The 14,505-nt window shown below is 73.2% G+C and carries 11 protein-coding genes; 6 read left to right on the top strand and 5 right to left on the bottom strand.

Features of this window, described 5'->3' with window-relative positions; all coding sequences use genetic code 11:
- Positions 1 to 4 precede the first annotated feature (4 nt).
- Genes JOF43_RS17470 through JOF43_RS17460 form a run of 3 tightly spaced genes read left to right on the top strand, consistent with a single transcriptional unit; the run spans position 5 to position 3,403 of the window.
- Positions 5 to 430, top strand: a complete 426-nt coding sequence (locus JOF43_RS17470) for a DUF2304 domain-containing protein (protein ID WP_209904330.1) — start codon at positions 5 to 7, stop codon at positions 428 to 430.
- Positions 427 to 2,358 (top strand): DUF6541 family protein, encoded by a 1,932-nt coding sequence (locus JOF43_RS17465; protein ID WP_209904329.1) that lies wholly within the window; start codon positions 427 to 429, stop codon positions 2,356 to 2,358. The genes JOF43_RS17470 and JOF43_RS17465 overlap by 4 nt, the downstream gene beginning before the upstream one ends.
- Positions 2,345 to 3,403, top strand: coding sequence for an acyltransferase (locus tag JOF43_RS17460; RefSeq protein ID WP_209904328.1), 1,059 nt, complete (start codon positions 2,345 to 2,347; stop codon positions 3,401 to 3,403). Before JOF43_RS17465 ends, JOF43_RS17460 begins: the two co-directional genes overlap by 14 nt.
- Before the next feature lie 19 nt (positions 3,404 to 3,422).
- On the opposite strand, the gene JOF43_RS17455 is transcribed toward JOF43_RS17460, so the two are convergent.
- Positions 3,423 to 4,613 carry a glycosyltransferase gene (locus JOF43_RS17455; protein ID WP_209904327.1) on the bottom strand — a complete coding sequence of 397 codons (1,191 nt, stop codon included), beginning with the start codon at positions 4,611 to 4,613 and terminating at the stop codon, positions 3,423 to 3,425.
- Positions 4,613 to 5,677: a non-hydrolyzing UDP-N-acetylglucosamine 2-epimerase gene (gene wecB, locus JOF43_RS17450; RefSeq protein WP_209904326.1), complete on the bottom strand. Its 1,065-nt coding sequence runs from the start codon at positions 5,675 to 5,677 to the stop codon at positions 4,613 to 4,615. The genes JOF43_RS17455 and wecB overlap by 1 nt, the downstream gene beginning before the upstream one ends.
- Positions 5,678 to 5,848: 171 nt before the next feature.
- Here wecB and JOF43_RS17445 point away from each other — a divergent pair, with 171 nt between their 5' ends.
- The 3 genes from JOF43_RS17445 to JOF43_RS17435 are packed head-to-tail and all read left to right on the top strand — an operon-like array spanning position 5,849 to position 9,422.
- Positions 5,849 to 7,219, top strand: a complete 1,371-nt coding sequence (locus JOF43_RS17445) for a glycosyltransferase (RefSeq protein ID WP_209904325.1) — start codon at positions 5,849 to 5,851, stop codon at positions 7,217 to 7,219.
- Entirely contained in the window at positions 7,216 to 8,325 is a 1,110-nt protein-coding gene (locus tag JOF43_RS17440) for a glycosyltransferase family 4 protein (RefSeq protein ID WP_209904324.1), read from the top strand. The genes JOF43_RS17445 and JOF43_RS17440 overlap by 4 nt, the downstream gene beginning before the upstream one ends.
- Entirely contained in the window at positions 8,322 to 9,422 is a 1,101-nt protein-coding gene (locus tag JOF43_RS17435; protein WP_209904323.1) for a glycosyltransferase, read from the top strand. Before JOF43_RS17440 ends, JOF43_RS17435 begins: the two co-directional genes overlap by 4 nt.
- 42 nt (positions 9,423 to 9,464) lie before the next feature.
- Here JOF43_RS17435 and JOF43_RS17430 read toward each other — a convergent pair whose 3' ends face one another.
- From JOF43_RS17430 to JOF43_RS17420, 3 genes are all read right to left on the bottom strand, one after another.
- Positions 9,465 to 10,592, bottom strand: coding sequence for a glycosyltransferase (locus JOF43_RS17430; protein WP_209904322.1), 1,128 nt, complete (start codon positions 10,590 to 10,592; stop codon positions 9,465 to 9,467).
- A complete protein-coding gene (locus tag JOF43_RS17425) occupies positions 10,589 to 12,421 on the bottom strand; it encodes an ABC transporter ATP-binding protein (protein WP_209904321.1) in 1,833 nt (610 codons plus the stop codon). The genes JOF43_RS17430 and JOF43_RS17425 overlap by 4 nt, the downstream gene beginning before the upstream one ends.
- 73 nt (positions 12,422 to 12,494) lie before the next feature.
- Positions 12,495 to 14,504 (bottom strand): DUF6541 family protein, encoded by a 2,010-nt coding sequence (locus JOF43_RS17420; RefSeq protein WP_209904320.1) that lies wholly within the window; start codon positions 14,502 to 14,504, stop codon positions 12,495 to 12,497.
- Between the last annotated feature and the right edge of the window lies 1 nt (position 14,505).

Below are 14,505 nucleotides of genomic sequence, written 5' to 3'. Positions count from 1 at the left end.
GCCGATGGGTGAGCACGAGCTGATCCACGCCCTCGGGCCCGACCTCGGGGTCGGCAGCCGCACCTTCATCATCCAGCTGCTGCTGGTGCTGGGCATCGTGGCGATCATCGGGTGGCTGTTCGCCAAGCGGGGGGCCAAGCAGCTCGCCGTGCGCCGTCTGCTGATCATCGCCTTCGCGATGTTCGCGGTGGTGACCGTGCTGTTCCCGAGCGTGCTGACCCGAGTGGCGAATCTCGTGGGCGTCGGCCGTGGGGCCGATCTGCTGCTGTACGCGACGGTGCTGGTGCTGCTGGGCTTCCTCGCCCTGCAGGAGGCCCGCACCAAAGCGGCCGAGAAGCGCACCACCTACCTCGCGCGGCGGCTCGCGCTCGACGAGGCGCCGCCTCCCGCCGAGTACCGCGCCGCGGCTCTGGGCCGTCGGGACGGATGACCGCGCTGGCCGCCCTCGTCCTGGCGATCCTCGTCGTCCTGGCGGCGGCGTACCTGCCCGGGTACGCCGCCGTCCGGATGCTCGGCGGTTCGCACCTGCTGTCCCTCGCGCTGGGCCCGGCGCTGGCCGCCGCGATCGCCGGCATCAGCGCGATCCTCGCCGCGCTGGTCGGGATCCCCTGGTCCCTGCTGCCCTTCCTGCTCGGTGCCGCGCTGCTCGTCGCCGTCGCCTACGGGCTGCGCCGTCTGGGTGTGTCACTGCCCTCGACCGTGCTCGACGGTCCTCTGTCGCCGCGGCGCGCCGTGCCCGGCGGGGCCGCCTGGATCGGCGGAGCCGTCGCCATCGCCATCGCCCCCATCGCCGTGCAGGCCGGCCGCCCCGACGCCGTGCTCGAGCGCTGGGACACGCTATACCACCTCTCGGCGCTGCAGCGGATCCGGGAGACCGGTATCGCCTCGAGCCTCCAGGTCGGGGCGGTCTCGAACACCGAGGGCGATCCGACGTTCTACCCGGCGGCGTTCCATGCTCTGGCGGCCCTGGTCCCCGGCGTCCCCACCGCCACCTTGCTGAACGCGACCGTGCTGGCCCTGGCCGTGACCCCCTGGATCCTCGGCATCGCGCTGCTGGCCCGCACCCTGTTCGCCGAGGTGCCGTGGGCGCCCTTCGCCGCCGCCGTCACCGCGGCCGTGATCCCGGCGACGCCGCTGGACCTCTGGATCCACCTCTCCCCCGTCCCGAACCTCAGCGCCTTCGCCGCGCTGCCGGGGGCGCTGGCCGCCGCGTCCGCCCTATGGACCGCGCTGCTGCCGGGCACGACCGCGCGCCCGGCGATCGCGGCCGTGCTCGTCATCGGCTCCGCGGGCGCGGGGCTGGGGCTCACGCACCCGAACGTCGCGGTCACGGCCCTGATCCTGCTGGCGGTGCTGACCGCCGTGACCGCGCTGCCGTGGTGGCGGCGCCGCCCCGCCCTGATCGCGGTGCCCGTGCTCGCCCTGCTGCCGGTCGCGCTGCTGTCGTACACGCCGCTGGGCTCGGACGTGACCGGGTTCAACGGGGGCCTCGAGGTGTCGTGGTGGCTCGCCCTCGGGGAGGTGCTGCTGGGGCTGCACACGGTGTGGCCGATGGCCCTGGGCGTGGTGATCGCCGTGCTGTGGTGGCCAGGGCTGGTCGCCTCCTTCCGCTCGGCTCCGCAGCGCTGGGCGGCGGTCGCCTGGCTGGTGATCGCGGTGATCTACCTCGATGCGGCGCTGGACTCGCCGCTGAACCTGTCTGCCCTGTACTACCGCGGCCAGGACCGGGTCTCGATGCCGCTGGCAATGCTGTCAGCCGTGCTGGTGGTGCCGGGCCTGCAGGTCTGGGCCCGCCTGTTGGGCCGGCGCCGCGAGGACCGACCGAGCCGGCGGGGCCCCTCGGCGGTGACGGCCGTGCTGGTGGTCGCCGCCGTCCTCGCGACCCTGGCCTCGATCCCCGCCCGCACGGACAATGCCGCCAAGAATCTCGCCGCGGACTATCCGGGGCGCGGCCGCTTCCTGCAGGCCGACGAGCGCGCCCTGTTCGAGCAGCACGTGCCGCAGATGGATCCCGACGGCACCGTGCTGGCCAGCCCGTTCTCCGGAGCGGCGCATCTGTACGCGCTGTTCGGGCAGGACGTGCGGCTGCCGGTGGCCGGGATGGCCTACACGGACCTCGACCGCGACCTGATCTACGCCACCGAGAACGCCGCGACGAATCCCGCGGACTGCCGTCTGCTGGAGGAGAACGGGATCGCCTACGTCTATCAGGAGCTGATGCCGTACAACCGGCACAAGACCTCCGACTCGGTCAACTTCGCCGGCGCGGACCTGGGCACGGTGCTGTTCGAGACGGGCCATTCCCGCATGATCGAGATCGACTGTGACCCGGGAGACGGGAGCTATGACCCCGCCTGACCCCGCACCACGGCCGCGTCGGTACTCCCCGCTGCTGGACGTGATCCGGATCGTCGCGGTGCTCGGGGTGGTCTGCGTGCACGTGATCGCCGACCACCTCGACCCCGGCTCCGGCGTCGCGATGTACGCTCTGCGCTCGCTGCTGGCCACGACAGTGCCCGCCTTCATCATGATCTCGGGGGCGCTGAACCTCGCCCCCGCGGCGATGCGCCACGGCTCGGCCCGGTTCCTGGGCCGACGGCTGCGCCGACTGGTGCCGGCCACCATCGTGTGGACCGCCTTCTACGTCGTGGTGATGGGGCTCGGACTGGCCGGCGAGCCGTTGGAGTGGCGCCAGGAGGCCGCGGACCTGCTGACCGCTTCCTCCTACCCCCACCTGTACTTCCTGCCGCTGATCCTCGGGCTGACCGTGATCACCCCGGTGATCGCCGCCTACATCGGCGACTCCGGGCGCCGGGCGTGGATCTGCGGCGGCGTGGCGGCCGGCTGGGCCCTCGTCGTCATGGCGGTCCCGACGCTGTCGGCGGGGCTCCTCCGGGAGCCGCTGGTGCCGCTGGAGATGGGGATCCTGACCTATTTCCTGCCGTTCATCGGCTACTACGTGCTGGGACGCGCGGCGTGGACGGCTCCGGTGGGCCGGCGAGGGGCGCTGGCGCTGCTGCTGGTGACGGCGCCGGCGGCGGCGGTGGCGACCGTGTGGGCGTACCTGTCCCGGACCACGGACACCCCGCCCGGCCAGGTCCTGCTGCCCACCTACGTGGCGCCGACGGTGATGCTGCTGTCCCTGGCACTGGTGATCGCGCTGATGGGACTGGGGCGCGACTGGACCGCCCGCCCGCGAGCGGAGCGGCTGCTGCGCACCGCCGGCGACGCCACCTTCGGCGTGTTCCTGGTGCACTTCGCGATCCTCGTGGCCCTGCGCGAGCTGGGGTGGCGCGAGGATTCCGTCCTCTCCGTGTGCGGGTTGATCGCGCTGGTCGCGCTCGCGGCCTTCGCCGTCACCCTCCTCGGCAAGAAGCTCCCCGGGCTGCGCGCGATCCTGTGAGCGGCCCAGCGCGTCGACCTCAGCGGTGCAGGTCCCCCATCACCTGCGCGGCCGCCTGCGCCGCACAGCCGGCCAAGGAGGCGTTCTCCAGCGTCCAGGAGCGCAGGTGCTCCCGCGAGGGCCGGTCCTCGCCGCGCAGGGCACAGTCCATGGCCCCGGCCACCTCCCCGACCTCGTGGTCGCATGCCCACCCCAGGTGGTTGTCGCGGATGCGGTCATGGGCGGCGCCCGCCCCCGCATGGATCACGGGGGTGCCGGTCGCGGTGGCGGCGTAGATCTTCGTGGGCAGGGCGAACTCGTAGCCCTGCCCGGGGGTGATCGAGGACAGGCCCGCCACGGCGCCGCGCAGGTGCGCGGCGACCTGCGCCGGCGGGATCTTGTCCCGGAACTCGATGCCCTCGAGACCGTGCTCGCGCACGCGCGCCTCGAGCTCGTCGCGGCCCGACCCCTCGGAGAAAAACAGCAGGCGCGCCTCGGGGTGGGCGGCCCGGACCCGGGCGAAGGCGTCGACGAAGACCTCGGCGCCCTGCCACTCGGAGACGGTGCCGGCGTAGACGAAGTAGGGTCCCGCCTCCCCGCCGTCCTCGCCCGCGGGGGTGAAGGTCCCGGTGTCGATGCCGTTGCCGACCATGGTCAGGGTCGGTCGTGGTCCCACGAGTTCCTCGAGACGGTGCTGGACCCCCGGCGAGATGGTCAGCACGTGGGCGGCGCGCTTCCACACGATGGTCTCCGCCCGGCGCACCGCCGAGCGCACCAGAGTGGGCACGCCGTCGACGCTGTCGGTCGCGTCGGACCAGACGTCGGCGGCGTAGAAGGTGTACGGCACCCGCCGGATGGCGGCGGCGACCATGCCGACCAGTCCCGTGGTCGGCGGCGGCTCGAGCACGAGGGCGTCCATGGGGCGCTGGAGCAGCAGCCGCAGCGCGAGCGGGAGGTCGAAGCTCAGGTAGGAGAGGTACCCGCGCACCTGCCCCTGGTGGTCGCGCTTGACCGGCCAGCGGGAGACCTTCCGCGATCGAGAGCGGACCGTTCCGGCGCCGGGGGCGGCGGTGGTCAGGACAGTGACCTCGGCCCCCGCCCGTTCGAGTGCGATGACCAGGGCCTCCTGGCGGAACGCGGCCGCGACCGGCTCCGGGGTGTACAGGCGGGTGGCGACGACGACGTGCGGCGGCCGTCCGGGACGGCGACGGGCGGTGCGCGAGCGGGGCATCAGGCGCGCTCGCGCAGGGCGTCGACGCTGCGGGCGGCTGCGCGGCCGTCACCGTAGTGCGGTGCTCGCTCGGCCGTCGGCTGCGGCCTGCTCACGGCGACGCCCAGCTCCTGCGGGTCGCTCACCAGGCGGTTCCAGTCGTCCTCGAGGGTCTCGACCCATTCGGTCTCGGTGCGGATCGTGGAGCAGGGCGTGCCCAGCAGGTAGGCCTCCTTCTGCAGTCCCCCGGAGTCGGTAACCACGGCGCTCGCGCGCTGCACGGCGCCGACCAGGTCGGGATAGGCGACGGGCTCGCCGACGTGGACGGCGCCGCCGGCCAGCTCGATGCCCGCCGCCTCCGCGGCGGCGACCAGGCGGGGGTGGGCGAACAGCGCCAGCGGCACGTCCAGGCCCTGCAGAGCCGTGACGATCGCCCGCAGACGGTCGGGGTCGTCGGTGTTGTCGGCGCGGTGGATGGTCGCGACCGCGAAGGGCGCCGAGTGGTCGATGCCCTCCGGCAGCGCCGGCTCGGTGCCCCGCACGGACTCGGCCACGCGCAGGCAGACGTCGGTCATGACGTCACCGGTGACCAGGGTCCGTTCCGCCAGGCCCTCGGCGGCGAGGTGGCCTCGTGCCACCTCGGTGGGAGCCAGCAGGAGGTCGGCGGCGTGATCGGTGAGCACTCGGTTGTGCTCCTCGGGCATGCGGCGGTTGAAGGAGCGCAGCCCCGCCTCGAGATGGGCGACCCGCAGGTGCATCTTCACCGCGGAGAGGGTGCCGGCGAGGGTGGAGTTGGTGTCGCCGTAGACCAGGGTCCAGTCCGGCCGGTGCTCCGCGAGCACCTCGTCCATCCCGGTGAGCATCGCCCCGGTCTGGCGGCCGTGGGTGCCGGAGCCGACGGCGAGGTTCACGTCCGGGGCGGGGATGCGCAGATCGGCGAAGAAGACGTCGCTCATCGCGGCGTCGTAGTGCTGTCCGGTGTGGACGATCACGTGCTCGACGTCGTCGCGCTGCGCGGCCGCATCGGCGATCGCGGCGAGCTTGACGAACTGCGGGCGGGCGCCCACGACGGACAGGATCTTCATGGACGGATCTCTTCCTCTCGGCACCGGTCGGTCCGCGGCGGGGCCGACCGGGTCGACGGTATGGTGAGCGGTGACCACAATAGTCACCCGCCGGCACCGGACGGCACATCACGACACCGTCGAGAACGGGCGCGCGGGATCTCCCGCGACACGCTCGGGAATGGACTTTGGATGACGTCAGGACGGCGTGCGGCGGCCCCACGGATCGCTGTGCTGGTGTACAACGACGCCGCCAACGACTCACGAGTGCTCAAGGAGTCCGCCTCGCTGCGCGAGGAGGGCTTCGAAGTACGGATCATCGCTGTCGAGCGCCGTGAGCTTGGGCGGGACGCCGGCGTCACCGCCCTGGGCGAGCGGCTGCACCTCGAGCGCGTTCCGGAGTTCGCGATCGAGCGGATCCTGCCGGGCCTCGCCCCGCATTGGCGCCGGCTGATCAGCGGGGCGGGCACCGCCGGCGACCGGCCCCCCGCCCCTTCGCCGGCGCAGGCGCTCCGGCATCCGTCCACGCCGCTGGCGGGTGTGAAGTCGCGCCTGCTGCGCTCGCTGCGCGGGGTCGGCGAGCGCGCCTACCGCACCGTCGCGCTCGGCACCTACTGGAAGAACGCCACGGCGGCGGGCCTGCGCTCCGCCCCCGACGTGGTCCACGCCAACGACGGCAACACCCTGGTCCCGGCCCTGCTCATCCGGGCGCTCTCACGCGGCGACGTCGGCATCGTCTACGACTCCCACGAGCTGTGGCGCCACCGCAACGTGCGCTCGGACCGCTGGCTCGCCCCGCTGCTCGAGATCGTGACCGAGTCGATCGGCATCCGCCGGGCGGACGGCGTGATCACCGTCTCGCCGTCGATCGCCGCGTGGCTGCGCGACACCTATCGTCTCGCCGAGGAGCCGACCCTCGTGCGCAATGTCCCCGTCGCCGACGCCCCGCCGTCCCGCTCCACCGGGGTGCTGCGCCATCGCGCGGGGCTGACCGACGCGGACCGCGTCATCGCCTACGGAGGTCGGATCACCACGGCCCGCGGCATCGAGGAGACGATCGCCGCGCTCCCCCACCTGAGCGAGGACGTGCACTTCGTGCTGCTCGGCTACGGGGAGCAGGCCGCGCTGGAGCTGGTGCGGGCCGAGGCCGAGGCCCAGGGGGTCGCCTCCCGGGTCCACCTGGTGGGGGCCGTCGCACCCGATGACGTCTCCCGCTCGCTGGCCGACGGCGACGTCGCTGTGGTCCACGTGCGGCCGATCTGCCTCTCGTACCGCTACGCGCTGCCCAACAAGCTCTTCGAGTCGATCCGCGCCGGGCTGCCGATCGCCGCGGCCGACCTGCCCGACATGCGCCAGGTCGTCGAGGAGCTCGGGGTCGGTGAGGTGTTCCAGGGCTCCAGTCCCCAGGATCTCGCGGAGGCGCTGGCGGCCGTCCTGGAGGACCCCGAGAGCTATCGCGAGCGCGCCCGGGCCGTGGCCCCGCAGCTCACCTGGGAGCACGAGACGGAGCAGATGCTCGAGCTCTACCACCGGGTGCTGCGCACGAGGGGGTCCGCCCGATGAGGGTCACACTCGTGACGACGTGGTTCCCGACCGCCGTCGCTCCGTCGCGCGGGTCCTTCGTGGTGCGGGACGCGCTGTCCATCGCCGCTGATCACGAGGTGCGGCTGGTCCATCTCGTGCCGCCGGCCGACGACGACGGCACCCGGCGCCTGGTCCACGAGGGCCTGGACGTGCTGCGGATCCCGATGGATCCGCGCCGACCCGACCGGATCGCCGCCGCGGCCCGGCAGCTGCGCGGGGCGCTGGAGGGCGCCGACGTCGTGCACTCGATGGCGTTCTCCGCGCTGCTGCCGCTGATGCTGCGTCGTCCTGCCGCCCCGTGGCTGCACACCGAGCACTGGTCGGCGCTGACCACTCCCGCGACGCTGCCTGCTCCGGCGCGCGCCGCCCTGCCGGTGCTCGCGCGCGTTCTGGCGCGGCCGGACCGGGTGACGGCGGTGTGCGAGTTCCTCGCCCGGCCGATCCGTGCGGTGCGCGGGCGCCGCCCCACCGACATCGTCCCCTGCATCGTCGAGCCGGGGCCGGTGGCACCACGTCGCGCGCGCAGCGACGGCGCCCTGCGCCTGGTCTCCACCGGCGGTCTCGTCCCCCGCAAAGACCCGCTGCTGGCCGTGGACGTGCTCGCCCAGCTCGCCGAACGCGGGATCGACGCCCGTCTCGAGTGGCTCGGCGACGGTCCCCTGCGGGAGGAGACCCTCCACCGCGCCGCCGAACTGGGGGTCGCCGAGCGCCTGTCCCTGCCCGGCACGGTCGACGGCGACGGGGTGCGGGAAGCTCTCGCGCGCGCCGATCTCTTCTTCGGCCCCACCCGGGCCGACAACTTCTTCGTCGCGGCGGCCGAGGCCCTCGTCGCCGGGCGCCCCGTGGTCCTCGGGGCCACCGGGGGCCAGGGCGAGTACGTCCGGCCAGAGGTCGGCGCGCTGGTGGACGTCCAGGACGCCGCGGCCTACGTCGAGGCGATCCTGGCCGTCGACGCCCGCACCCGTGAGCTGTCCGCCCGGTCCATCGCCGACACCATCGGGGACCGCTTCTCCGCAGCGACGGTCGGCCGCGGCTACAGCACCCAGTACGCGCAGCTCCCCGCGCGCGCCGGGAGCCACGGATGAGGCCCGTCGACGTCATCATCGCCTGCCACACGCCCACTCGCCCCGTCGGCCGCGCGGTCGCCTCGGTGCTCGAGGGCAACGGGGAGAGCGCCGAGGTCACCGTCGTCTGCCACAACCGGCCTGCGGCGGAGATCGCCGAGGCGGTCCGGCCGGAGCATCGTGGGCAGGTGCGGTTCCTCGAGCACCACGACGAGCACCGCTCCGCCTCGGGACCGTTCAACGCGGGGATGCGCGCCAGCCAGGCCGGCTTCGTGGCGATCATGGGCTCGGACGACACCCTGGCCCCGGGGGCCGTGGCCTCGTGGCTCGCCGTCCAGGAGCGCACCGGCGCGGACTTCGTCATCACCCGTCTCGCGCTCGGCGAGGACTCCGCCGGCGTGCCCACACCGGCGGTCCGCATGCGCCGCGGAGGGCTCGTCGACCTGGTCGCGGACCGGCTCAGCTACCGGTCCGCGCCGCTGGGACTGATGCGGCGCGAGATGCTGGAATCCACCGGGAGGTATCTCGTCGAGGGGGCACGGATCGGCGGCGACGTCGGGATGGTCACCGCTCTGATGGCCACCCAGGCCACCGCCTACGACCGCTTCGGCCCGCCGTACGTGATCGGGGAGGACGCCGGGGACCGCGTGACCTATGTGGTCCGTCCTATGCGCGAGCAGCTGGGCTTCTTCCCCGATCTGCTGGAGGCGGACTGGTTCGCGCGGCTTCCCGCCGCCGCCCGGCGCGCTGTCGGGGTGAAGCTGCTGCGCATCCACGTCTTCGGTGCCGTCTTCTACCGCGAGGACGTCGCGATCTGGACGCCGCAGGAGCGGGCCGACCTGGCCGAGATCACCGCAGAGGTGATCCTGCGCGCCCCGGGCTGCCTGGCGCCGCTGTCGCGGGCGGACCGCGACCTGGTCGACGCCTGCCTCGACCCCGCGCTCGAGGCCCGGATCCTGGTGCGCAGGGCCCAGGGCCGCAGGCGGCACGGCCGCCCGGCCACGATCCTGACCCGTGGCGCCGCGTCCCTGCTGGACCGGGAGGCGCCGCTGCGTTTCATGGTGGCCTCCCTGGCGGTGCGCCACCTCCCCCGGCTGCGGGCTGCCCTGGCGTCCTGACGGCGCCGGGCCCCGGCCCGCCCCCGGTCCGCTGAGCCCCGCTCAGCCTCGCGCGGCGATCGCCCTGATCGCCCGCTGCCAGGTGTCGACCTGGTGCTCGGCCGAGAGCTCCCGCGCGGCGGCGTCGGCGGCCTGCTTGTACCGATCGACGTCCGCGGGGGTCAACGACTGCAGCGCCGCGCGCAGCGATCCCGCATCGGCGCCGGTGAGCACCTGCCCGAGGCCGTGCTCGCGCACCAGGTCGGCCATGTCCGGCGACGGCCCCACCAGCACGGCGGTGCGGGCCTGCACGGCCTCGAAGAGCTTGTTGGGCAGGCTGTGCTCCAGGTTGAAGGTGGTGGCGGGGAAGACCACGATCGACAGGTCGTACTCGGCGACCGTCGAGACCAGCTCCGTGTACGGCACCGGGTCGCGGAACGTCACCGCGGGCAGGTCCGCCGCCCGCTCGCGCAGGGCCTCGATGTACCCGGGCTCGCTGGGCACCAGGAGGAGATCGAGCGTGAAGGACGCCGGGGCCTCCCGCAGGGCGTCGATCATCGACTCCAGACGGCGGTTCGCCCGGGCCACGCCGGTGTGCAGCAGGTGGATCCTCTCCCCGGTGGGACGGGGGGTGCGCTCCTCGTAGGCCGACGCGTTGGTCACGACCTCCACGTCGAGACCGAAACGGGCCGTGTACTCGGCGGCGAGCCCCGGGGACACGGTGGTGACCGAGGCGACCTCAGGCAGGCAGATGCGGCAGATCCACCGCTGATAGGGCGCGATGAACCAGCGCCAGGTGAGCACGTGCTCCTTCTCCCGCGGCGCGTACTCGTGCAAGTCGGCGTGCACGCCGAGACGGGGGGCGAGCCAGAGCGCGAGCGGCACGGTGTTCACGTCGTTGGCCAGCACGATGTCCACGGCCCCGACCCGGTCGGCGAGGGCCTCGCGGGCGGCGCGCACGGCGCTCATGTCCCAGTACGCGCGACGGTAGCGACCGGTCAGCAGGTACTGCCTGCTGCTCGGCCAGGCCCGGGTCCCGGAGGGGAGCTCGACGTGGGTGACCTCGGGGTGCGGTCGCGGGCCGAAGCCGACCGTGGTCACCTCGTACCCCGGGGCCAGCAGATCGATCTGGCGCTGGACCCGCGGGTCCCGGGTCAGCGTGGAGAAGGACACGATGAGCAGGGAGGTCATTTCTCCTCCCCCTCCAGCACGCCGCCGCGGGAGAGCCCGGCGAGGGCGGCCTGCTCGGCGAAGGCCGGCACGGCGGCGACCACCTCGTCGAAGGTCCCGGAGGCGGCGACCTGCCCCTCGGACATGTAGAACACCACGTCGCAGTGCTGGATGGTGGCCAGGCGGTGCGCGATGGTGATGGTGGTGACGTCGACGCCGAGATCCTGGATCGATCCGGTCACCGCGGCCTCGGTCTTGGTGTCCAGGGCGCTGGTGGCCTCGTCGAGCACCAGCACGGTGGGCTCGGCGTACATCCCGCGGGCGATGCCCATGCGCTGGCGCTGCCCGCCCGAGAGCGTCATGCCGCGCTCCCCGAGACGGCCGTGGATGCCGTCGGGGCGGGCCTCGATCACCTCGAGCATCTGCGCGCGGGCCAGGGCGGTGCGCACCCGTTCCTCGTCGACCTGCTCCGGGTCCCAGGTCAGGGCGACGTTCTCGCCGACGGAGACGTCGAACAGCGCGACCTCCTGGGGCACGTACCCGACCGAGGAGCGCCACTGGCGCAGCACGGTGGTCATGTCGGTCCCGCCGATCAGGATGCGGCCGCTGCTCGGGGTGAGCAGGCCCAGCAGCAGGTCCACCAGGGTCGACTTGCCGGCCCCGGAGGTGCCGACGACGGCGACGGAGGAACCGGCCGGGATGCGCAGCGAGACGGCGTCGACCGCGGCCTCGTCCCGGCCGGGATAGGTGAAGGTGACGTCCTCGAGGACGATGTCGTGCAGCCCTCGCTCGAGGGTGCCGGTGTCCGGCCGGTCCTTGCGCTCGACGGCCTCGCGGGCGAACTCGATGTCGTCGATGATGTAGTCGGCGAAGGCGGCGTTGGTGAGGATGCGGTTCTGCGTGGACTGGAACCGGGTCAGGGAGGGCACCAGGCGGAAGCCGGCCACGGCGAAGAGCGCGACCGAGGTCATCGCGGAGGTGGCGCCGTCGTCCGGCAGGCCGGAGAGGTAGCCGACGCCACCGACCACCACGAAGCCGCCGACCATCCCGGCGTCCAGGACGAAGCGGGGCATCTGGTTGTAGTACTGGGCGAAGGCCCGGGTGCGGGAGGCCTTCGCGCGGCGCTCGGCGACGATGTCGGTGACCTCGCCCTCGTTGCCCTTGAGCGTCAGTTCCTTGAGGGAGGCGAGGACCTCGCCGAGCAGCCGCACCACCTGGATCGAGTTGTCACGGTTGCTGGCGCCGTTGGTCACCGCCCGGGGGGTGATCACGCGCGAGAGGATCAGGGCGATGAGGCCCAGGTAGGCGAAGGTGGCCAGGGCGATCTTCCAGTCCAGGATCAGCAGGCCGATGCTCATCACGGAGATGGTGGCGAACTCCGCGACCACCGTCATGGAGGGCATGAGCACGTTCGCCACCACGGCGGCGACCCCGGAGTCGACCATCCGGATGATCTCCTGGGTCGACTTCGAGGTGCGGTCCACCCACGAGGCGGACAGGTAGGAGCGCAGGAGCCTCTGGCCGATCGCGACCTCGTGCTGCGCGAAGCGCTGGGTGGCGATGCGGATCGTGAGCAGGTTCAGGAAGCTCTTGACGATGATCAGTCCGACGAAGGCCGCGACCAGGACCATCATCTCCTCGAAGCTCTGCAGCCGCCAGCCGAGCACCGGGATGGTCACGGCGGTGCCCGGGCTCATGAGGGCCGGGATCACCAGCGCGATCGCGCCGAGGGCGACGACGTCCAGCAGCGCCAGCACGCTCATGACGGCGCCGAAGGTCACCAGGAAGCGCCGGGAGTCCCGGGGCAGCACCGACAGGGTGCGTCGGACGATCCGGATGGTCTGCTTCACGTGGTGTTCTCCTCGGTCGTCGGTCCTCGTCCGCCGAGGCGGTCCCCCGGCGGATGCGCGGCGAGGGCTCGGCTCAGCATGCGAGATCCAGCTCGTACAGAGCGTACGGTCCATCCTGCGCGAGGAGGGTCAGCCGGTGCGGGGGGATGTCGTGGACGCCACTCCACCGGGCCGAGACCTCCGGGTTCATCCGCTCCCCCGAGTGCTCCGAGGTGTCGCGGTACAGGTGCGTCGGCCCCACCCGCTCCACCGCCGCGCAGATCCGGTCGTGAGAATCCGCCGACGGATCATCGACCCGCGGGGCGTAGCGCGCGATCAGGGCGGTGTCCGGGGTCAGCGGCCGCGACAGGGTGGGGAACACGGTCTCCGCTCCGCCCACGGACCAGTACAGCGGAGCCCCGTCCAGGGGATCGGCGAGGACCACCGCGTCCGCGGGCAGCTCGGCGGCGGTGCGCTCGATGAACGCGCGCTCCGCGGGCGTGACGTAGGGGGACAGCTGCAGACCGTAGGCGGTGTAGGCGAGCGAGCCCATCAGCGGCCACCTCCCGGGGACGAGCGTCCCGGCGAGGACGGTGACCAGCACGAGCGCCACCGCCGCCGGAGCGAGCAGGGAGCGCGCCCGTCCCCCGCCGGCCCCGATCAGGGCCGCCATGCCACGGGCCATCAGCACCAGCAGCAGGCACATCATCAGCGGCGCTATCCGCTCTCGGGCCCCGTACCAGGGATTGACCAGGGCGATCGTGAGCGGATGGTCGATCTGGGTGGACACACCCAGCACGATCGCGGCGAGCACGCCGAGGGCGGCCGTGGTCCCGACCACCTCGCGTCCCCGCAGAGCGGCGATCGTCCCGAGCACCGCCAGCAGCCAGATCATCGCGAGAGGCCAGAACGGTGCGGCGATCGCCGGGATGCGCGGGGAGTCGACGAGGATCTCCCCCAGCACCTCTCCCGGTCCCTGCGCGCTGGGCCGCGTCAGATGCATGCCGCCGAGGAGCGTCCCGGAGACGATGACGAACGCCGCCGCCGCGGTCAGGGCGAGGGCCACCTGGACCAGCCCTCGCCGGCGCTGGCCGTCGCGGATCCGGTGCAGGCCGCTGACCAGGATCAGGAGCCCTGCCACGACCGCGACAGAGAACAGCATCGAGGGGTGGGCGAGAGCGGTGCCGAGCAAGACGGCGCCGTGACCGGCGGCGCTCGGGACAGTGAGCGATCCGTGGCGACGGTCGACCAGGCGGATCGCGGAGGCGATCGCGAGGGGCAGGCAGAGAACCCCGAGCACGACCGGCCACAGCCCCATGACCAGCGCCATGGCGGGGGCGCTCAGGAACAGGGTGGAGGCGAGGGCCGCCAGCGCCGCCAGCACCCCCGCGGTGCGTCCGCGGGGGGCGAGAGTCGCGACCAGCGCCGCGACGGCCGAGGGCAGGGCGGCCAGCAGCGCGAGCATCAGGGCGTTCGCCGCGCTCACGGCGTCCAGCGGCAGCAGCGCGGCAAGGGAGTCGAAGACCACGGGATAGTAGGTCGCGCTGCCGTAGATCTCCTCCAGGGCGGTGGTGAGGAAGGCGTCGCCGCCGTCGCGGATGGTCGCGATCGCCGAGAGGTGGAAGAAGGAGTCGTAGCTGCCGTTCAGCGTCGAGATCCCGCCCATCCGCCGGGACGCGGCGGCGACGACCAGCATCCCGCCGAGCACCGCGACGGCGGTGACCGCCGCGCCGGCCCAGGGCGGGCCGTCCGGACCGAGGTCGAGGACCCGGAGACGAGGTGCGACCTCGCCCCCGCCCACCTCGGCGTCCTCCGCGGCGGCCGCGGTCGTGCCGCGTCGGCCCGGCCCGGTGCTCCGGTCGAGGCGGCGTCGAAGCAGCAGGGCGAGCGAGCAGATGACCGCGACCCCGAGCAGCACGGCCCCCAGGCCCCAGGGGATGCGCAGCAGGTGGAACACGGCACCCAGCAGCACGACGAGCAGGACGGTGAGGACGGGCGCGACTCCCCACCGCAGGCTCACCCGTGCCCCGACGGCCCACAGCAGCACCAGGCCGGGAACGGCGAGCAGGGCCCAGGCGCCGAGCACGGGCAGGAGCCAGTTCATC

It is taken from the genome of Brachybacterium sacelli, from assembly GCF_017876545.1.
GTDB lineage: Bacteria > Actinomycetota > Actinomycetes > Actinomycetales > Dermabacteraceae > Brachybacterium > Brachybacterium sacelli.
This window is presented reverse-complemented; position numbering and strand designations above follow the sequence as displayed.

Excerpts from the sequence above, each read along its gene's own strand:
- JOF43_RS17470 (WP_209904330.1), top strand. The coding sequence starts at position 5 with ATGGGTGAGCACGAGCTGATCCACGCCCTCGGGCCCGACCTCGGGGTC.
- JOF43_RS17465 (WP_209904329.1), top strand. The coding sequence starts at position 427 with ATGACCGCGCTGGCCGCCCTCGTCCTGGCGATCCTCGTCGTCCTGGCG.
- JOF43_RS17460 (WP_209904328.1), top strand. The coding sequence starts at position 2,345 with ATGACCCCGCCTGACCCCGCACCACGGCCGCGTCGGTACTCCCCGCTG.
- JOF43_RS17455 (WP_209904327.1), bottom strand. The coding sequence starts at position 4,613 with ATGCCCCGCTCGCGCACCGCCCGTCGCCGTCCCGGACGGCCGCCGCAC.
- wecB (WP_209904326.1), bottom strand. The coding sequence starts at position 5,677 with ATGAAGATCCTGTCCGTCGTGGGCGCCCGCCCGCAGTTCGTCAAGCTC.
- JOF43_RS17445 (WP_209904325.1), top strand. The coding sequence starts at position 5,849 with ATGACGTCAGGACGGCGTGCGGCGGCCCCACGGATCGCTGTGCTGGTG.
- JOF43_RS17440 (WP_209904324.1), top strand. The coding sequence starts at position 7,216 with ATGAGGGTCACACTCGTGACGACGTGGTTCCCGACCGCCGTCGCTCCG.
- JOF43_RS17435 (WP_209904323.1), top strand. The coding sequence starts at position 8,322 with ATGAGGCCCGTCGACGTCATCATCGCCTGCCACACGCCCACTCGCCCC.
- JOF43_RS17430 (WP_209904322.1), bottom strand. The coding sequence starts at position 10,592 with ATGACCTCCCTGCTCATCGTGTCCTTCTCCACGCTGACCCGGGACCCG.
- JOF43_RS17420 (WP_209904320.1), bottom strand. The coding sequence starts at position 14,504 with ATGAACTGGCTCCTGCCCGTGCTCGGCGCCTGGGCCCTGCTCGCCGTT.